The following is an 18,401-nucleotide window of genomic DNA, read 5'->3' on the forward strand; positions in this document are numbered from 1 at the left end:
AACCCCACCCCATCCACCTCCGTCGATCATGAAGTTAGCGGCGCGACACGCCGACGGCGGTGACGCAAACTTCATGATCAACAGGGTGAGGACGCCCGGGCAGGGGGGAGGGCAGGGCAGGGGGTCAGGTTAGGCGGGACTCTAGGGCGTTCAGGGCTTCGGGGACCGTGGTGGTCACTGTCAGGAGATTGCGGCCGGCGGGTTTGAGGAAGTTCTGGTCGGCGAGGGCGTCGAGCCAGTCCAGCAGGGGGCGGTAGAACCCGTCGGTGTCGATCAGCACCATCGGCTTGGTGTGCAGGGCGAGGGTCGCGGTGGTCCAGACCTCGAACAGCTCGTCCAGGGTGCCCAGCCCGCCGGGCAGGGTGAGGAACGCGTCCGACTTCTCGATCATCAGGGTCTTGCGGCTGTCCATCGAGTCGGTCACCAGCAGCTCGTCCGAGGCCAGGTCGGCGACCTCCAGATCGACCAGCGACTGTGGGATCACCCCGACGGTGCGCCCACCGGCGGATCGGGCACCGTCGGCCAGCGCGCCCATCATGCCGACGCAGCCGCCACCACTGACCAGCGTGTGCCCGCGCCGGGCCAGCTCCGCGCCGGTCTCGGCGGCCAGGTCCAACCAGCGCTGGTCGAGGGTGCGGGACGAGGCGCAGAAGACGCAGATCGCCGCCATCAGTTGTCCCGTGGCTGATCGGCGGCCTGCTCGGCGGCGGCCTGCTGGTCGGCGCCGGTGCGGGCGACGGCCTCGTCACGAACCGCCTCCTGCTCGACGGAGAGCGCGGCCTCCGCCTCGACGATGTGGCGGACCGCGGCGTTGACGTCGTCGGTGAGACAGATCAGTTCCAGGTCGACCGGGCCGATCTTGCCGTCGGCGGCCATCGTGTCGCGCATCCAGTCGAGCAGCCCCTGCCAGTACGCGACCCCCATCAGCACGACCGGGAACCGGGTCACCTTGCCGGTCTGCACCAGCGTGAGCGACTCGAACAGCTCGTCCATCGTGCCGAAGCCACCGGGCAGCACGACGAACGCCTGCGCGTACTTCACGAACATGGTCTTGCGGGCGAAGAAGTAGCGGAAGTCGATGGCGAGGTCGACCCACTCGTTGATGCCCTGCTCGAACGGAAGCTCGATGCCGAGCCCGACGGAGAGCCCACCGGCCTCGCTGGCACCACGGTTGGCGGCCTCCATCACCCCCGGCCCACCCCCGGTGATCACCGCGTAGCCGGCCCGGGCCAGCGCGCCGCCCAACTGCTCGGCCAGCTGGCACTCCGCGCTGTCCGGTCCGCTGCGGGCGGAACCGAACACACTGACCGCCGGTGGCAGGTCGGCGAGGGTGTCGAAGCCTTCGACGAACTCGGAGAGGATGCGCAGCGCACGCCAGGCGTCCTTGGTCTTCCAGTCGCCCCGCCCACGTGAATCCAGCAACCGCTGGTCGGCGGTGCTGCTCGGAATCGCCCCTCTGCGCAGAGTGACAGCGCCCCGGTGCCGCTCCTGTCCCGGACCGCGACCGGCCTCCCGCCCGTTGTTCTGGCTCATGGGGCAACCGTAGTGGAGCGACACCGGCCGGGTGTGCGGGGCGGGGACGCCGAGAAATAGTTCGGGATCATGGGCAACTATTCGGCTCCCCCGTACGTCTTACTATTCACATACCGGGTATGCCCGGGCGCGCGCCTTCGGGGGAGGAGACAGCGTGATCAGCAACAACGAGATGATCCGGATCCGTCGCCAGATGCAGCGACGGATCCGAGACGTGGTGGCCGAGCGCCGCCGCATCCGTGAGCAAGACCCAACCTCCAACTCCCCCACAACCCCCGCACCACCCGGAGCTGATCAAGAGGTTTGCGTCGCCGACAACGGGCCAGGCTGACGCAAACCTCTTGATCACCGGAGCGACTGGACGCGACGGGGCGACCAGGAGGGTCAGGCTGGTGCCAGCCAGCGGTGCAGGGTTGCCGCGCCGTCGCGGATCTTGCTGATCTCGACGTGCTCGTCGGGGTGGTGGGCGAGGTTCGGGTCGCCGGGGCCGAAGTTCAGCGCCGGGATGCCCATGGCCGCGAACCGGGCCACGTCCGTCCAGCCCAGCTTGCCGATCGGCGCGGCACCGACCGCCGCCAGGAACTCCTTCGCCGGGGCCGCCTCCAGCCCGGGGGCAGCGCCCGGCGCGGTGTCGGTCACCACCACCTCGAAGCCGGCGAACACCTCCCGCAGGTGCGCCTCCGCCTCGGCCGGGCTGCGGTCCGGGGCGAACCGGTAGTTGACCTCGACCTCACAGTGGTCGGGGACCACGTTGCCGGCGACCCCACCGTTGATCCGCACCGCGTTCATGCCCTCGCGGTAGTCGCAGCCGTCGATGGTGACCCGCCGCGCCTCGTACGTCTGGAGCCGCCGCAGCACCTCACCGGCGGCGTGGATGGCGTTCACCCCGTGCCAGGAGCGCGCCGAGTGGGCGCGTACCCCGGTCGTGGTGACCACCGAGCGCATGGTGCCCTGACAGCCCGCCTCGACGATGCCGTACGTCGGCTCCAGCAGCACCGCGAAGTCCGCCTCCAGCCACTGCGGGAACGCCTGGGCGACGAGGTTGAGCCCGTTGTACCGCGACTCGATCTCCTCAGCCTCGTAGAAGAAGTACGTCACGTCGTAGCGCGGGTTGGGCAGCGTCACCGCCAGGTGCAGCGCGTACGCGGTGCCGGACTTCATGTCGGAGGTGCCGCAGCCGTACATCAGGTCGCCACGCATGGTCGACGGGAAGTTGTTGTTCAGGGGCACCGTGTCGAGGTGCCCGGCCAACACGACACGCTGCGACCGACCGAGGTCGGTGCGCGCCATCACCGTGTTGCCGTGTCGGTGGGTGGTCAGGTGCGGTACGCCCCGCAGCACCTCTTCGACGCAGTCGGCGATCGCCTTCTCGTTGAGGGACACGGACTCTATGTCGACCAGAGCGCGGGTCAGCTGCACCGGATCGGCGAGGACCTCGGGGGTCAGCGGGTTCTCCATGAATCGCACGGTACCTTCAGGTCTGTCAGCGCGAGGAGCGAGCCGAGGTCAGCTCGGCCGTGACCGAGAGGTGTAACAGTGACGTCCGCAGATTCCGCCTGGGGCATCGGCCTGGCCACGGTCACCGCCGACGAGCAGGTGCTCGACACCTGGTACCCGACCGGCAAGCTGGGCCTGGGTGAGCTGCCGCTGGTCTCCGGCGAGGACAAGGCGGACGTGCTCGACCTGCCGCCGGCCGCGCTCGGTGACCGGTCGCTGCCTGGTCTGCGTACCGTCCAGGTGGTCACCGTGATCGGCTCGCTGGACGACCCGATCAAGGACGCGTCCGACGCGTACCTCCGGTTGCACCTGCTCTCGCACCGCCTGGTGCGACCCAACCAGCTCAACCTCGACGGCATCTTCGGCAAGCTGGCCAACGTGGCCTGGACGTCCGCCGGGCCGTGCCCGCCGGAGCGGGTGGACGAGCTGCGGGTGATCGAGCGCGCGGCCGGCCGGCACCTGTCCGTGTACGGGGTGGACAAGTTCCCCCGGATGACCGACTACGTGGTGCCCTCCGGTGTGCGGATCGCCGACGCCGACCGGGTCCGCCTCGGCGCGCACCTGGCCGCTGGCACCACGGTGATGCACGAGGGCTTCGTCAACTTCAACGCCGGCACCGTGGGCACCTCGATGGTGGAGGGGCGCATCGTGCAGGGCGTGCTGGTCGGCGACGGCTCCGACGTCGGCGGCGGCGCCTCGATCATGGGCACGCTCTCCGGTGGTGGCACGGAGAAGGTGAGCATCGGCGAGCGCAGCCTGATCGGCGCGAACGCCGGTGTTGGCATCTCCCTCGGCGACGACTGCGTAGTCGAGGCGGGCTGCTACATCACCGCCGCGTCGAAGATCACGCTGCCGGACGGCCGGGTGGTCAAGGCCCGGGAGCTGTCCGGCGTCGACGGCCTACTGTTCTGGCGCAACTCCGTGAACGGCGCGTTGGAGGCCCGGCCGCGCACCGGCCGGGGCATCGAGCTGAACGCCGCCCTGCACGCCAACGACTGACGGACCCGCCGGGTCCGCGGCACTCGGCCGCGGACCCGGACGGGGTACGCCTCAGCGCAACCGGTACGCCTGGATGATCCGTTGGGTCACCGTGTTGCCGGCGGTGTCCCGAGCGGTGGCCCGCAGCGACACGTAGCCGGGCCCGGCCGGGTGCCGCAACAGCGCCGACCAGCCGTCGGCCGAGGTGCGGACCAGCTTCGCCTTGCCCCAGGTCTTCCCACCGTCGTACGAGACGTCGACGGCGAGCTTCTCCACCCGGCTGGCCGGTGCACCGGGCTGGCGCTGCACCCGTACCGGTACGACGAAGCCCTGACCGGCCGGAGCGCTGTTGTCGACCCCCAGCTGCGGCGCGAAGCGCACCGCCGACAGGGGCAATCGGGCCGGCGTCTCACCGGCGACGTGCCTCGACCGGAAGGTCCAGCTGGACTCCACCTCGGTGCTCAGGTCGGTGAAGCTCCGCTTCGCTGACGTGACGAGCCGGTAGTCCGCCGCGCCCGGTGGCACTGTGAACTCTCCGGAGCCGGCGTACTCACTCTCACCGACCAGCTTGCCGTTGCGCCACAGCGTGGTGTGCTCGCTGTCGGTCAGCGAGGCGCCCGGGTGCCCGGCCGCATCGCTGAACATCGGCACGCCGACCAGGATGGTGTCGCCGACCCGGCTGACGCTCTGTTCCGGCCAGCGCGGTTTCGGGAAGGACGGCGAGTACGGCGACTGGTTCCAGATCTCCTGCACCGTCCGCCCGGCCCGGTACGCGGTGGGGACGGAGAAGAGCGCCGCCTGCACGTTCAACCAGCCCTCCTCGTCCCGCTTTCCGAAGTCGATCTCGGACTCCCACTGCACACCCTTGGTGTTGTAGTACTCGACCCGCTGGCCAGGCACGGCGGTGGGGAGGATCAGGGCGGAGCCGCCGACGTTGTACTCCAGCACGGGGAACACGATCCGCTCGGCCACCATGCCCGGGTAGTCACCGCGGAACTGGTGCACGACGGTGGCCAGGTCCCGTCGGGTGTAGTCCCGGACGAACCCCGTGGGCATCCGGCCAGGGACCGCTTCGGCCAGCGCGTACAGGTACGGGCTGTTGGCCGTTTCCGCCGGGGTCCACTGGCTGCTGACGGTGGCCACGAACTTGTCGGCGGGGACCGGCTTGCCGATCTGACCGCTGGTCAGGCCGGTGAACGTCTCCGCCCAGAGCCCGACGCCGTACCCACTGCCGTCGTCGGCCGTGAAGTTGCCGCTGAGGTCGATCAGTTGCGGAACGGCGCTCCGGTCCGGAACGGTCGTCCGCACCGGCTTGGCCCGGCGAGCGTCTACGACGATGCGGGTGTCCCGCTCGATGGTCAGCACGGGCTGCATCAACAAGGACATCCCGCGCTGCTCATCGTCCGGTCCGGGCTCGAAGACGAGACCGCTCAGGCCGTAGTGGCCCTTGGGCACCCGAACGGTGGCCACCCCGTCGGAACTGACGAGGTTCCAGGAGCCATAGGTGTCCATCCCGAGCAGGAGGGTCCAGTGGTCCGCGGTGCGCGCGCCGGCGCGGTTCAGGTGCTCCACGGTGAGCGTGTAGCTCTCCACCTCCCGGTTCACGGCCAGCGGGGTGACAGCGACCGCCGCACCGGACCGGGCCACGATCCGCCCGGTCCAGTAACCGTCGGCGTCGCCGAGCCGGGTGTCCGTGGTGACGGTCGTGGCGGCCGTGCCGCCCGCCGGCACTGTGAGTTGGTTGGCGCCCAGGACGAACAGGCCGGCCGGCAGCGCCCGGCCGCCGGGGCCGGCGCCCTCGATGGTCAGGTCCACGGTGACCGGGGCCGGACCGTCGTTGCGCCAGGTCACCGTGCGGGTGATCGGGGTGTCGTCACCGTGCGGCCAGAGCGTGCGCCCGAACGAGACGCTCACCGGGTCGCTGGTGATCTGCTGGGTGATCGCGTGTGCGACGTCGACCCGCCCGGCACCCTGCTGGTACGCGGTCTGGTCCGGGTGTGGCTTGGCGGCGGCCATCAGGGTGGCCTTGAGCCGGTCGGCCCGCCATCCCGGGTGCTGCTGAGCCAGCAGCGCGGCCGACCCGGCCACGTGCGGGGTGGCCATCGAGGTGCCGGAGAGGGTGACGTAGCGGTCCCCCACCGGATCGCCGATGAAGCCGTTGGCGGACCGTGCGGCGACGATGTCGACGCCGGGCGCGGTGATGTCCGGCTTCAACGCGTCGTCGCCGACTCGCGGTCCCCGGCTGGAGAAGTCGGCCAGCTCGTCGTCGCGGTCCACCGCACCCACAGCGAGCCCGGCGTCGGCGCTGGCCGGTGAGCCGACCGAACCGTCCGAGCCGTCGTTGCCGGCGGCGAGGACGAACAGCGTGCCGGTCTGGGCGGTCAGGGTCTGCACGGCCTCCTCGACCGGGTCGACCTCCGGGGTGTCCCAGCCGCTGAGGCTCATGTTGACCACTGCGGCCTTCTTCTCCACCGCGGCCCACTGCATGCCGGCGAGGATCGCCGAGTCGGTGCAGCCCGCGTCCTCACAGACCTTGCCGTCCAGCAGCGTCGCGTCCGGCGCCACACCCCGGTACTTGCCGCCGGAGGCCGCGCCGGTGCCCGCGATGGTCGAGGCCACGTGGGTGCCGTGGCCGACCGTGTCCCGGGCGTCGGCGACCTCGGTGAAGTTGCGCGCCTCGGCCACCTTGCCGGCCAGGTCCGGGTGGGTCGCGTCGACGCCGGTGTCCAGCACCGCGACGGACACTCCCGCCCCGGTGAAACCGGCCGCCCAGGCCGCGGGCGCGCCGATCTGCGGCACGCTGTGGTCGAGGGTCACCCGTCGATGGCCGTCCAGCCAGATCCGCTCGACGCCCCCCGCCGCGTCGAGCCGGGCCCCAGCGGGACCGGTGGTGACCGTCTCCCAGACCGCGTCGAGGGAGGACTTGTCGCTGCTCAGGGCGGCGCCGCCAATCACCGGCAGGTCGCGGGTCACCCTCGTGCCGGGCAGAGCGGCCGTGGCACGCCGGGCGGCGCCCGTCGAGCCGTACGCCACCAGCAGGGGCAGGGTCTTGCGGTGGGCGTCGTCGTAACCCGCCTCGACCAGGCCGGTGACGTCGAAGAGTCGCCGGTCCACCCGGCCCGAGCGCAGCAACGGCAGCGCGTCCGTCGGTGTCACAGTGAGTCGACCGCGCTCGCGCTGAACCAGGAACTGCACGTCCTCGCGGCCGGCACCGCGCCGGACCGAGGCGCCTGAGGCGGTGACGGTGACCCGGTCACCGGTGATCAGCGTGACGGTGACCGAGCGGTTGGCGGTGGGTCCACCCGGAGTGGACTGTTGGTCGGTGCCACCCGGTGGGGCGGGCACGGCGGCTGCGGCTGAGACGGGAGCCGGCGCGGAGAGCGCAAGCGTGAACACGAGGCCGAGGGCGGCCAATCTTCTTCCCTGGTGCAACGGATCCTCCTCGTCAAGCGTCTTGATGGATGAGAGTCACATTGACAACCCAGAATTGCATACTGGGTATGCAGAATGAAGTCCTAAAAATGACGGACCCGCCACGAGCCGACGAACCGGGCCGGCATGATCGGGCGGTGACCTCCATGAAGGACAAGATGCTCGCCGGCGAGCCATACATCGCCGACGATCCCGAGATCATCGCCGACCTGGACCGCGCCGCACGACTGATGGAGCGCTTCAACACCAGTCCCGCGGCCGATCCACAGGCCCGGATCGCGGCACTGGGTGAACTCCTCGGCGAACTGGGCGAGGACACCTGGATCCGCCCGCCGTTCCACTGCGACTACGGCTGGCAGATCCGGATCGGGCCCCGCAGCTTCGTCAACTACCAGTGCGTCTTCCTCGACGTCGCACCGATCACCATCGGTGCCGACGTCCAGATCGGACCGAACGTCCAACTGCTCACCCCGACGCATCCGGTCGAGCCCGGTCCGCGACGGGACAAGTGGGAGGCCGCCAAGCCGATCACCATCGGCGACAACGTCTGGCTCGGCGGTGGCGCGATCGTGCTGGCCGGCGTGACGATCGGTGCGAACACCGTCGTCGGCGCGGGCGCGGTGGTCACCCGGGACCTACCGGCAAACGTGGTCGCGGTCGGCAACCCGGCCCGGCCGGTCCGCGAACTGGACTGACTGCGGCGGCCCTCGACGGGCCGGTCAAGCCGAGTCCGGCCCGGACGCTCAGGCCGCGCCGACCGGTCAGGCCGCCGGGGGCTCCGACAGGCGGACCACCAGATCGGCACGGTCGGCGGTGGGGGTGATGAGGGCCGCGTTCGACTCGTCGCTGCCCAACGCCCAGGCCCGCGCCTGCTCCGGTGATCGACCGTACGCCTCGTGCCGGGCCGTCAACCGGCGCTGGCGCAGCTCGGCGTCCAGGTCCAGGAACCACGCCTCGTGCAGCAGCGGCCGGATCTCCTGCCACGGGTAGTCCGGCAGGAGCAGGTAATTGCCCTCGGTCACCACCAGCCGCGCCGACGGCGGCACCTCGATCGCCCCGGCCACCGGCTCCTCCAGCTCACGCCGGAACTCCGGCGCGTAGACCGAGGTCGGCTCCAGGCGGTGTAACCGGCGCAGCATCGAGACGTACCCGTTGGCGTCGAAGGTGTCCACCGCGCCCTTACGGTCGGCGCGGCCCAGCCGGTCCAACTGCGACTGGGCCAGGTGGAAGCCGTCCATCGGCACCAGGCGAGCGGTCGGCCCGACTTCGCGCACGATCAACTCGGCCAGCGTGGACTTGCCGGCACCCGGCGCCCCGGCGATGCCGAGCAGTTGCCGTGGGCCGGCCTCGGCCAGCACCAACGCCCGTCCCACCAGCTCGTCGACGGACAGCACCTCGGCCGGCGGCATCAGTCGAGAACCGGATCGCTGATGGTGAACCGCGCCTGCACCGCCGCCTGCACGGTCTGCGGCTGCGGGTCCAGCTCAAGCTCCGGCGGGCCACCACCCGCGCCGCCACCCCCGGCGAACGCCGCCCGGGCGAACATCGGCCGGTCGGCCGGGCCGGTGTCGGCCAGCTCGATCAGAGCGGTGACCCGGGCGCCGAGCGCCTCCGCGTACTCCCGGGCCCGCAGCAGTGCGTCGCGGATCGCGGCGTGTCGCGCCTCGCGGTGCACGGGGCTGTCCGGACGAAGCTCCCACCACGGACCGCTCACCGAGACCTGGTCCTGGTCGGCCAGCCGGAGCATCAGCTCACCGAGGGCGGTGAAGTCGGTGACGGTGACCGTCGTGGTGACGCTGCCGAGCCATCCCACCACACGCTCGCCCGAGCGCTTGGTCTGCGGCCGGACCCACAGGTCGCCGGTCTCCCGCCGGGCCACCGCCGGCTCGGAACCGTCCAAGAGCACCCGGACGGCGGCGGCCCGCTCGGCGAGCTGCGTCAACGTCGCCTCCCGATCCCGACCACGGGCTGTCACCGTGACCGCGAACCGGGCCAGCTCGGGCGGCACCTCCCGGGTCACCTCGCCGCGCACCTGCACCACCGGGCCGTCCATCGCCATGCCTGTCAGCCTAGTCAGCCACGGGAAGCCACGCGGTGTAGGAAACCGTCCCGGAGCCGACCTGACACCCGGTCAGGTGCCCGCCGACGTCACCCAACCCGTGCAGCCAGGTCACCTCGGCGTCGTGGTCGCCGTCGACAGCGAACTCCCGGGTCTGACCGGCCAACCGCCGACCCGACAGCGCCGACCGGGCCGCTCTCGCCTCCGCGTACCGGGCGATGAGCGCTGGCGCGTCGCCGGCCCGAAGGGCGGCGGCCAGCCCGTCCAGGAAGGCGCGGACCTCGTCCAGCTCGTGCAGGACCCGGTCGCGGTTGCCGAGCAGCATGTTCGCGGTCCGCTCCGCCGGTGTGCCGGCGACCCGCGTGCCGTCGGAGAAACTGCCAGCCGCCAGCGTCAGCACCGCGTCGCGCAGCGGCGCCCGCTGCGTCGCCCCGGCCAGCGCGCCCGCCAGCAGGTGCGGCACGTGCGAGGCGAGCGCGGCCGCCGAGTCGTGCGCCGACGCGGACATCGGCACGACCCGGGCTCCGAACAGCTCGACCAGCAGCCCGGTCAGCCAGCGGAAGGCGTCGGTCGCGGTGCCCGGCGCCGGGCAGAGCACCCAGGCGGCACCCGCCAGCAGGGTCGGCGAGGCGGCGGTCAGACCGGCGGACTCCGCACCGGCCATGGGGTGCCCGGGGACGAACCGGTCGGTGAGCCCGAGTCGGTCGGCCGCCTCGGCCACCTCGACCTTGGTGCTGCCGACGTCGGTGAGCACACAGCCGGGCGCGGTCAGCTCGGCCACCAGGGCCAGGGTGCCCGCAAGAGTAGGCAGCGGGCCGCAGAGGAACACCACGTCCCGCCCGGCCACAGCCTGCTCGATCGTGGCCGGGGCGACCACTCCCCGGTCCTGGGCCCGCTCCCGGGTAGCCGGGTCGGGATCCCATCCGACGACGTCCAGGCCGGCCTCGGCCAGGCGTAACAGCGCCGAGCCGCCGATCAGGCCAGTACCGATCACCGCCGCCCGCACCCCGGCGTACCGCCCGGTCGCGCCGTCGGTCATCGCCGGCCGCCCGGGGTCAGGCCCGCAGCCGGCCGGCGACCGCCGCGACATGCTCGTCGGACTCGGTCAGCGCAACGCGGACGTGCTGCCCGGCGGTGGGGCCGTAGAAGATGCCGGCGGCGACCAGGATGCCCCGCCGAGCCAGCCAGTCGACCGTGTCCCAGCAGTCCTCACCTCGGGTGAGCCAGAGGTAGAGACCCGCCTCGGAATGTTCGACGGTGAACCCGGCACCGGTGAACGCGGCCGCGAGCACCTCTCGCCGGGCGCGGTAGCGCTCCCGCTGCTCCTCGGCGTGTCGCTCGTCCTCCAGTGCCGCCACCATCGCCGCCTGCACGGGTGCGGGCACGATCATGCCGGCGTGCTTGCGGACCTTCAGCAGCTCGGCGACGAGCGCCGGGTCACCGGCGACGAAGCCGGCCCGGTAGCCGGCCAGGTTGGAACGCTTGGACAGCGAGTGCACAGCGAGCACTCCGGCGTAACTGCCGCCGCTGACCTGCGGGGACAGCACCGAGACCGGCTCGGCCGACCAGCCCAGCGGCAGGTAGCACTCGTCGCTGGCGACCACTGCGCCGCGTTCCCGCGCCCAGTCGACCACCTTCTTGAGGTGCGCAGCGGGCAGCACCCGACCGGTCGGGTTGCCGGGCGAGTTGACCCAGACCAACCGGACCCGCGAGGTCGGCCCGACCGAGGTGAGCGAGTCGGTACGAACGACGGTGGCACCGGCCAGCCGGGCCCCGTCCTCGTAGGTGGGGTACGCGATCGACGGCACCACCACCACGTCACCCGGGCCGATGCCGAGCAGGGTGGGCAGCCAGGCGACCAGCTCCTTCGAGCCGATGGTCGGCAGCACACCGAGACGGTCGACGCCGGCGCCACAGGCCCGGGACACCCACGCCGCGATCGCGGCCCGCAGTGCCGGCGTGCCGGCGGTCAGCGGGTAACCGGGAGCATCGGACGCGTCGGCCAACGCCCGCCGGATCACCTCGGGCACCGGGTCGACCGGCGTGCCCATGGAGAGGTTGATCAGGCCCTCCGGATGCGCCGCGGCCAGGGTGGCCGCGGCGTCCAGGGTGTCCCAGGTGAACTCGGGCAGCCGCGACGAGACCGGCGCGGGCCGGTTCAGTGGCCCTCGCCGCGCGGCGGCTGCGCGGCGACGAAGGTGGCGTCCTTCTCCACCTTGCCGATCTTCGAGGCACCACCGGGCGAGCCCAGCTCCTCGAAGAACTCGTAGTTGGCGCCGGTGTAGTCCTTCCACTGCTCCGGGACGTCGTCCTCGTAGAAGATCGCCTCCACGGGGCAGACGGGCTCACAGGCACCACAGTCGACGCACTCGTCGGGGTGGATGTAGAGCATCCGATTGCCCTCGTAAATGCAGTCGACCGGGCACTCCTCGATGCATGCCTTGTCGAGCACATCCACGCACGGCTCGGCGATGATGTAGGTCACCGGTCTTCTCCTCCGCAAGACACGTCGCGATCTCCCGCGACGGTAAGAGCCTAGTATCTCGCCGGGGAGGGGGTCGATCGTGCTCCGACAGCAGGATGTGGGACACCGGATCGTGGTTCGCCGGATTGTGGGGATTCGCGAAGGTCGACCGCTATTCTCCGATGCTCTCGGCGAGCTGGTGGAGCTGAGCGAGACTCATCTCACGCTGGCCACGGCGCACGGCCCGCTGCGAGTCCCGGTGACACAGGTCCACCGCGCCAAGCGGGTGCCACCGACCCGCCGGCCGACCGCGGCAGCAGTGGTGGCGCTGGAACGCGCCGCCGACGAGGCCTGGCCGGCGCCGACGCGGGGCCGCATCGGTGACTGGCTGCTCCGCTCGGCGGACGGCTGGACCGGACGAGCCAACTCCGCGCTGCCGATCGGCGACCCGGACCGCCCGTTGGCCGCCGCCGTGGACGAGGTCGAGCGCTGGTACGCCGAGCAGGGCCAACCCGCGATGATCAACACGCCGCTCCCACTCGCCGCACCGGTGGGCACCGAGCTGGACGCCCGTGGCTGGACCGCCCGCCCGCCGACACTGGTGCAGACCGCGCCACTCCCCCTGCCTGCGCCGTCGTCCGTCGACACCCCACCCGCTGCCGGGCGCGTCGAGCTGGCCGATGGGCAGGCCGGCGCGGCTGGTGGGCAGGCCGACGCGGCTGGTGGCCAGGCTGGCCTGGCTGGTGAGCAGGCCGGGCTGGCTGGTGGGCAAGCCGGCGCCGCTGCTGGCCAGGCTGGCCGGTGGGAAAGTGTGGTCGTTGAGCTGGCCACCGCGCCGAGCGAGGGGTGGCTGGCCTTCGCCGCCGGCCGCAAGGGCGGCCTGCCGGACGCCGCCCGGCACGTGCTCACCGCCGTGGACCAGGTCCGCTTCGCCCACGGGTACGTCGACGGCACGCTGGTGGCGGTCGGCCGGGCCACGGTGACCGGCCAGGGGCGCTGGTTGGGCCTCAGCCTGATCGAGGTGTCACCCGAGGCCCGCCGGCAGGGGCTGGCCCGCCAGGTGATCGACGAGCTGGCCGCCTGGGGCGTGTCCGCCGGTGCGACGCGCGCGTTCCTCCAGGTCGAGCAGCACAACACCGCGGCGGTCGCCCTCTACCAGCGGCTCGGCTTCGTCACTCACCACACCTACCTGACCCGGGTCGCCCCGCACTGACCCCAACCACCCCTGACGGCTCGACAGACGCGCCGATCCACTCGGCCTTGCTGATCCACTCGGCTTTCAGGGAATCGCGGCATCCACACGCCTCAGACACCGCGACTTCACGAAACGCGAGTCGATCACGGCCCGGACACCGCGACTTCACGGAACACGAGTCGATCAAGGCGCGCACACCGGACCGGCCTGGCAGGCGGACACCTGCCCGGCCGTACGCCTGACTGGTCGACCGGCTGTCTGGCGGCGCGTGGCGGCAGGGTCAGCGGCGTACGACGCGGCGGGGTTTCGCGGCCTTGACCTCGGCGTACCGCTTGAGCTGTTGCGAGCGGTAGTCACGTCCGAGTGCGGTGAGCAGCAGGTAACCGACCAGCACCCCGGCCCCCGCAGCGAGCAGGTAGAGCCAGATCTGGGCGAAGAACGTCGCCGCACCGCCCGCGAACGGGTTGTGACCGACCAACAGGGGCCCGACCAGCACGGTCAACAGCATCGCGACCAGTACGACGAGGGCCATGTCGGCTCCCCAGCCCGCCAGTGGCCGACGACGAGCCCAGCGGAAGGCGACCACGGCCAGGATCAGCCCGATCACCGCGAACATCGCCAGTGACACCCGGTCGGCTGCGGTGTCGTCACCCTCGAAACCGAACCGGATGATCAGTCGGGCGACCACGTTGACCGCGAACAGTGCTGCAACGAGCACCCCGACGTCACGCCACCGTCTGTCCATCGCAGGACCTCCTGCCGTACGCCCCGTCGCGGGGCCCGCATCTCTGGCAGGAATATTTACCACCCCTACCTGGGTGGCGTCATCAGCCGTCGAGCGTGTGTGGTGGGGCGAGGATCTGCCGGAAGCCCATCACCGCGAAGGTCATGGCACCGGCGACGATCATCGCCAGGCCGACCCAGTTGTCGCCGGACAGCAGGAGGTCGCCTTCGGTGGTCCGGATGGCGCCCACCGCCATCAGCGCGAACCACGGCACCGCCGGCAGTGCGACAGCCCACCTGCGGCCCACCGCCTCGTACGCGAACCAGCTCAGCGCGATGTTGGCGCCGACCGCGAGAACGGCCGACACGCCGATCAGCTGCCCACCGACGCGGACCGTGGCGAGCAGCAGCTCCAGCACCCCGGTCACCACCCCGGCGATCACCACGACGATCGCGCCGACCAGCCGCAGGCCCAGGTCCAGCAGTCGCGACGGCGGCCCCGCCGGAGGCGGGGTGTCCTGGTCGTCCACGACCGTCATCGACGCGGCGGGCAGGGTCACCGGAGACCAGCCGCCGCGACCGGGGACCGGTCCGGGGCGGTCTCCTCGGGCAGCCCGGCGAAGAGGTCGTCCTCCCAGCCGTACGGCCCGACGCCCGGGCCCTTCTCGCCGAGGGCGAGGGTGAAGAACTCCACGCCCATGAACTCGCCGCCGAAGTTGCCGGCGATCGAGTAGAGCCACGAGTTGGCCGGGATCTGGGTGGCGTGCGCCCGCATCGCGGTTTCCTTGGCCAGGTGCTGGTCGGTCCCGTCGATGCGGGCGGCGATCTGGGCGTCCGGGGTGCCGAAGGGCAGGTCGGCGATGTCCTCGATGCCGCCGAACGGGTTGTCGGCGGACTCGGCGAAGTGGGCCATGCCGGCCTCCAGCACGCTGAGCGGCATGGCCGTCCAGTAGACCTTGAGCGGGGCGCAGCCCTCGGCGGCGGCCAGCTCGACGGCACGCATCGCCACCCGGTGCGCCTGGATGTGGTCGGGGTGGCCGTAGAAGCCGTTCGGGTCGTACGTGACCAGCACCTGGGGGCGTACCTCTCGCATGATCTCCACGAGGTGCCCGGCGGCCTCGTCGAGGTCGGCCTGCCAGAAGGCGCGGGGGTGGTCGTTGGTCGCGAGCCCCATCATCCCGGAGTCGCGGTAGCGGCCGGCGCCGCCGAGGAAGCGGTGGTCGTTGACGCCGAGCGCGGCGCACGCGGCGGCCAGCTCGGCGATCCGGTAGCCGCCGAGCTGGTCGGCCTCGGCGGCGCCGAGCTGGGCCAGCGCGGGCACGTGGATCTCGCCCTCCTCGCCGAGGGTGCAGGTCACCAGCGTGACGTGCGCGCCGTTCGCGGCGTAGTGGGCCATCGTCGAGCCGGTGCCGATCGACTCGTCGTCGGGGTGCGCGTGGACCAGCAGCAGGCGGCGGTCGGGCAGCATCGTCACGACGGTCACTCTAACCGGCGTTCTGCTCCGGCCGACGTGGACGCGTCCGCCCAGGTCGGCCACATCACCTCCGGTCCGGCTCTACGATTTGGTCTGTGGACTTTCCGGAGCTGGCCGCCCGCACACGCCGGTTCAGCCACGGCGCGCCACGCGCTGTCTCCGTGGCTGACGACGGCTCCCGAGTGATCTTTCTGCGCTCCGCGGGGCCGGAGGACCCGGCGGACGCGCTCTGGCTGCTGGACGTGGCCACCGCCGAGGAGCGCCTGGTCGCCGACCCGGCAACGCTGCTCGGTGAGGGCGGGGACGTCCGGTCGCTCTCCCCCGGTGAGCGCGCGCTGCGGGAGCGGCTGCGGCTGAGCGCCGCAGGCATCGGCTCGTACGCGTTGGACGCCCCCGGTCGGGTCGCGGTCTTCGCGCTGGCGGGGCGGTTGTTCCGGGCCGATCTGGTGCACGGCGACGTGGTCGAGGTGGCCACCGTCGGCCCGGTGCTCGACCCCCGTCCGGACCCGACCGGGCAACGGCTGGCGTACGTGACCGACGCGGCCGAGGGTGTCCGCCGGGGCGAGCTGCGGGTGATCGAGGCCGACGGCACCGACACCCTGCTGGCCGGTGAGGACGCCGGGGTGAGCTGGGGCCTGGCCGAGCACATCGCGGCGGAGGAGTTCGGCCGGTACCGGGGCTACTGGTGGGCGCCGGACGGGCGCATGGTGCTCGCCGCCCGGGTAGACGAGTCCCGCCTGGAACGCTGGCACCTGCACGACCCGGCCCAGCCGGCCAGTCCGCCGACCGCCGTCGCGTACCCCCGGGCTGGTGGGCCGAACGCCGAGGTCAGCCTGCACCTGCTGGACCTGGACGACGGCTGGGTGGACGTGCACTGGGACCGGGAGACCTACCCGTACCTGACCGCTGTCAGCTGGGTCGAGGGCAGCCCGTTGATCACGGTGCTGCGCCGCTCGCAGCAGCACGGGCTGGTGCTGGCGGTGGACCCGCGCACCGGCGAGACGCAGGTGCACGCGGAGCTGGCCGACCCGCGCTGGGTGGAGCCGATCGCCGGCACCCCGGCGCACCTGCCGGACGGCCGGGTGCTGGTTGGCGGGGAGTTGGCACACGACGGGTACGACGCACGCTGCCTGTTCGCCGACGGCACCCTGCTCACCCCACCGTCGCTGTACGTACGGCGGGTGGTGGGTCGGCTGGCTGCGGCCAGCGGCCCGGCGGACCTGCTGGTGGAGGCGAGCGACGGCGAGCCGAGCGAGCGGCACCTGTTCCGGGTCCGCACCACCATCGGCGGTGGGGTGGACGCGCGTCGGCTCACCACCGACTCGGGCTGGTACACGGCCGCCGTCGGCGGGGACGTGCTGGCGATCGGTGTCGCGTCGCTGGACCATGCCGGGGTGCGCTGGTCGGTGCGTCGCGGCGGTCAGGAGATCGCCGAGCTGCGGTCGTTCGCCGCGACTCCCCCGTACTCTCCGCTGCCGTTGCTGGAACGGGTGACCGACCGGCGGCTGCCGGCGGCGGTCCTCTACCCGGACAACCACGTGACGGGCCGGCGGCTGCCGGTGCTGCTGGACATCTACGGCGGCCCTGGGCACCAGGAGGTCGTGGCGGCGCGGGCCGCGTGGTTGGAGCGGCAGTGGTGGGCCGACACCGGGTTCGCGGTGGTCACCATCGACAACCGGGGTACGCCGGGAGTGGCCCCGTCGTTCGAGAAGGCGATCCACCGTCGGGTGGCCGACGTGATCCTGACCGACCAGATCGACGCGCTGACCGCACTCGCCGGCAAGCACCCCGACCTGGACCTGGATCGGGTGGGGGTGCGGGGCTGGTCGTTCGGCGGGTGGCTGGCCGGGTTGGCGGTGCTGCGCCACCCGGAGCTGTTCAAATGCGGCATCGCGGGCGCCCCGGTGACCGACTGGGCGCTCTACGACACCGCGTACACCGAGCGTTATCTGGGGTTGCCGGAGGACGGCACGGACGTCTACGCGCACCATTCGCTGGTCGAGATGGCCGCCGAACCGGTCACCGGCCCGGACCAGGCCCGCCCGTTGCTGCTGGTGCACGGTCTGGCCGATGACAACGTGGTGGCGGCGCACACGCTGCGGCTCTCCGCAGCCCTGCTGAGCGCCGGCCGCCCGCACGCCGTGCTGCCGTTGACCGGTGCCACGCACATGGCCGCGAACGGCACCGCCGAGCGTCTGCTGCCTCTGGAGCTGGACTTCCTCCGTACCCATCTGCTGTGAACGCCTCGATCACCAACGCTCCATGAAGGCAGGAATCGGGAAGGGTGCGGCGTCGGGTCGGACGTGCTCATCGAACGGGTCGGGGTCGTAGCACTCCCCGCCGGGTGAGGTTCGACTGAAATAGCCACCGTGTTCGACAGCTCGAACGGCGGCCGTCGCAGCAGGAGAGAATTGTCGAGAAGGCCGCCGCCCTCGCAGGTCCATTCGCGCAAGGCACGACCATTGGAGACGCCTTCCGGTTCTTGGCTGCCGAGCGTAGGGAATCCAGGCCTACGCCCAACGGCGGCAGTCCCCTTCCGACAGCGCTGCCGGAAGGGGACCGACCTGTCCGATCTTGAATCCGCGGACGTTACAACGCGGACAGCGGTCAGCTCTTGGGGCTGGGGCCGAAACGGTTCGCGCCGTGCGTGCTGTCCGACACAAAGAACACGATGAGGACGATGGCGCCCACGATCGGTACCAGGCCGATCAGAACCCACCATCCCGTCCGGTCGGTGTCGTGCAGGCGTCGCACCGCGACCGCCAGCGTCGGCAGCAGCAGCGCCAGGTTGACAACGAGACCGATGAAACCGGTCGTGCCGTTCTCGAAGGTCAGTCCCAACGCGCTGTCCAGGATGGCCGCGACGATGCTGACAATGACTGTGAACAAGACGAACCACCAGTACTCAGACCGGCGGGCGCGGCCCGTGAAGCCGACGTACTGACTAAAGACGGACTTGACTGCGGCAATGAAGGACACAACTATCTCCGGTCGATCGAGGGGTTCTCAAGGTCATCGCGAAGGCAGCCAAACAGGTCGATGAGTC

General features: G+C 71.6%; 17 protein-coding genes. 4 read left to right on the top strand and 13 right to left on the bottom strand.

The genetic code is table 11. The annotated features are described in order from the left end of the window. Positions 1-124: 124 nt before the first annotated feature. From KBX46_RS31465 to dapE, 3 genes are all read right to left on the bottom strand, one after another. Entirely contained in the window at positions 125-670 is a 546-nt protein-coding gene (locus KBX46_RS31465; RefSeq protein ID WP_088950067.1) for a TIGR00730 family Rossman fold protein, read from the bottom strand. Continuing rightward, positions 670-1,533, bottom strand: a complete 864-nt coding sequence (locus tag KBX46_RS31470) for a TIGR00730 family Rossman fold protein (protein ID WP_088950068.1) — start codon at positions 1,531-1,533, stop codon at positions 670-672. Before KBX46_RS31470 ends, KBX46_RS31465 begins: the two co-directional genes overlap by 1 nt. Positions 1,534-1,917: 384 nt before the next feature. After that, positions 1,918-2,991 (bottom strand): succinyl-diaminopimelate desuccinylase, encoded by a 1,074-nt coding sequence (gene dapE, locus KBX46_RS31475; RefSeq protein WP_099848438.1) that lies wholly within the window; start codon positions 2,989-2,991, stop codon positions 1,918-1,920. A gap of 78 nt (positions 2,992-3,069) precedes the next feature. On the opposite strand from dapE, the gene dapD reads away from it, so the two are divergent. Then, the gene (gene dapD, locus KBX46_RS31480; RefSeq protein ID WP_141911048.1) at positions 3,070-4,029 is read left to right on the top strand and encodes a 2,3,4,5-tetrahydropyridine-2,6-dicarboxylate N-succinyltransferase; all 960 of its coding nucleotides are present in this window, start codon (positions 3,070-3,072) and stop codon (positions 4,027-4,029) included. 51 nt (positions 4,030-4,080) lie between these two features. Here dapD and KBX46_RS31485 read toward each other — a convergent pair whose 3' ends face one another. Further along, complete coding sequence (locus KBX46_RS31485; protein ID WP_210795660.1) at positions 4,081-7,404, bottom strand: S8 family serine peptidase; 3,324 nt, start codon at positions 7,402-7,404, stop codon at positions 4,081-4,083. Positions 7,405-7,577: 173 nt separating this feature from the next. On the opposite strand from KBX46_RS31485, the gene KBX46_RS31490 reads away from it, so the two are divergent. Further along, on the top strand, positions 7,578-8,135 hold the full coding sequence (locus KBX46_RS31490; RefSeq protein WP_308159756.1) for a sugar O-acetyltransferase: 558 nt from the start codon (positions 7,578-7,580) through the stop codon (positions 8,133-8,135). A gap of 66 nt (positions 8,136-8,201) precedes the next feature. Here KBX46_RS31490 and KBX46_RS31495 read toward each other — a convergent pair whose 3' ends face one another. From KBX46_RS31495 to fdxA, 5 genes are read right to left on the bottom strand one after another with little or no spacing between them, the layout of a single operon-like run. Then, entirely contained in the window at positions 8,202-8,849 is a 648-nt protein-coding gene (locus KBX46_RS31495) for a nucleoside/nucleotide kinase family protein (RefSeq protein WP_210795662.1), read from the bottom strand. Next, positions 8,849-9,499: an SIMPL domain-containing protein gene (locus tag KBX46_RS31500; RefSeq protein ID WP_088950072.1), complete on the bottom strand. Its 651-nt coding sequence runs from the start codon at positions 9,497-9,499 to the stop codon at positions 8,849-8,851. The genes KBX46_RS31495 and KBX46_RS31500 overlap by 1 nt, the downstream gene beginning before the upstream one ends. 10 nt (positions 9,500-9,509) lie before the next feature. Then, the gene (locus KBX46_RS31505; RefSeq protein WP_210795664.1) at positions 9,510-10,538 is read right to left on the bottom strand and encodes a prephenate dehydrogenase/arogenate dehydrogenase family protein; all 1,029 of its coding nucleotides are present in this window, start codon (positions 10,536-10,538) and stop codon (positions 9,510-9,512) included. Between the two features lie 16 nt (positions 10,539-10,554). Further along, entirely contained in the window at positions 10,555-11,661 is a 1,107-nt protein-coding gene (gene dapC / locus KBX46_RS31510; RefSeq protein WP_305798168.1) for a succinyldiaminopimelate transaminase, read from the bottom strand. Beyond that, entirely contained in the window at positions 11,658-11,984 is a 327-nt protein-coding gene (fdxA, locus tag KBX46_RS31515) for a ferredoxin (protein ID WP_091422126.1), read from the bottom strand. Before fdxA ends, dapC begins: the two co-directional genes overlap by 4 nt. Before the next feature lie 79 nt (positions 11,985-12,063). Here fdxA and KBX46_RS31520 point away from each other — a divergent pair, with 79 nt between their 5' ends. After that, positions 12,064-13,176: an N-acetyltransferase gene (locus tag KBX46_RS31520; protein WP_210795666.1), complete on the top strand. Its 1,113-nt coding sequence runs from the start codon at positions 12,064-12,066 to the stop codon at positions 13,174-13,176. A gap of 262 nt (positions 13,177-13,438) precedes the next feature. On the opposite strand, the gene KBX46_RS31525 is transcribed toward KBX46_RS31520, so the two are convergent. The 3 genes from KBX46_RS31525 to mshB form a co-directional block, all read right to left on the bottom strand. Beyond that, positions 13,439-13,903 (bottom strand): hypothetical protein, encoded by a 465-nt coding sequence (locus KBX46_RS31525; protein WP_099848448.1) that lies wholly within the window; start codon positions 13,901-13,903, stop codon positions 13,439-13,441. Positions 13,904-13,985: 82 nt separating this feature from the next. Then, complete coding sequence (locus KBX46_RS31530; protein ID WP_210795700.1) at positions 13,986-14,420, bottom strand: hypothetical protein; 435 nt, start codon at positions 14,418-14,420, stop codon at positions 13,986-13,988. A 17-nt stretch (positions 14,421-14,437) separates the two neighbouring features. Next, entirely contained in the window at positions 14,438-15,364 is a 927-nt protein-coding gene (gene mshB, locus KBX46_RS31535; RefSeq protein ID WP_210795669.1) for an N-acetyl-1-D-myo-inositol-2-amino-2-deoxy-alpha-D-glucopyranoside deacetylase, read from the bottom strand. 86 nt (positions 15,365-15,450) lie between these two features. Here mshB and KBX46_RS31540 point away from each other — a divergent pair, with 86 nt between their 5' ends. Further along, positions 15,451-17,595, top strand: coding sequence for a prolyl oligopeptidase family serine peptidase (locus KBX46_RS31540; RefSeq protein ID WP_210795671.1), 2,145 nt, complete (start codon positions 15,451-15,453; stop codon positions 17,593-17,595). 367 nt (positions 17,596-17,962) lie between these two features. On the opposite strand, the gene KBX46_RS31545 is transcribed toward KBX46_RS31540, so the two are convergent. Further along, complete coding sequence (locus KBX46_RS31545; protein ID WP_210795673.1) at positions 17,963-18,334, bottom strand: DUF805 domain-containing protein; 372 nt, start codon at positions 18,332-18,334, stop codon at positions 17,963-17,965. Positions 18,335-18,401: the final 67 nt, after the last annotated feature.

This window comes from Micromonospora sp. C81, assembly GCF_018070425.1.
Lineage (GTDB): Bacteria > Actinomycetota > Actinomycetes > Mycobacteriales > Micromonosporaceae > Micromonospora > Micromonospora zamorensis.

What these genes read in the sequence shown, in the direction of transcription:
- KBX46_RS31465 (WP_088950067.1), bottom strand. Translation starts at nt 670, where the DNA reads ATGGCGGCGATCTGCGTCTTCTGCGCCTCGTCCCGCACCCTCGACCAG.
- KBX46_RS31470 (WP_088950068.1), bottom strand. Translation starts at nt 1,533, where the DNA reads ATGAGCCAGAACAACGGGCGGGAGGCCGGTCGCGGTCCGGGACAGGAG.
- dapE (WP_099848438.1), bottom strand. Translation starts at nt 2,991, where the DNA reads ATGGAGAACCCGCTGACCCCCGAGGTCCTCGCCGATCCGGTGCAGCTG.
- KBX46_RS31495 (WP_210795662.1), bottom strand. Translation starts at nt 8,849, where the DNA reads ATGCCGCCGGCCGAGGTGCTGTCCGTCGACGAGCTGGTGGGACGGGCG.
- KBX46_RS31500 (WP_088950072.1), bottom strand. Translation starts at nt 9,499, where the DNA reads ATGGCGATGGACGGCCCGGTGGTGCAGGTGCGCGGCGAGGTGACCCGG.
- KBX46_RS31505 (WP_210795664.1), bottom strand. Translation starts at nt 10,538, where the DNA reads ATGACCGACGGCGCGACCGGGCGGTACGCCGGGGTGCGGGCGGCGGTG.
- KBX46_RS31525 (WP_099848448.1), bottom strand. Translation starts at nt 13,903, where the DNA reads ATGGACAGACGGTGGCGTGACGTCGGGGTGCTCGTTGCAGCACTGTTC.
- KBX46_RS31530 (WP_210795700.1), bottom strand. Translation starts at nt 14,420, where the DNA reads ATGACGGTCGTGGACGACCAGGACACCCCGCCTCCGGCGGGGCCGCCG.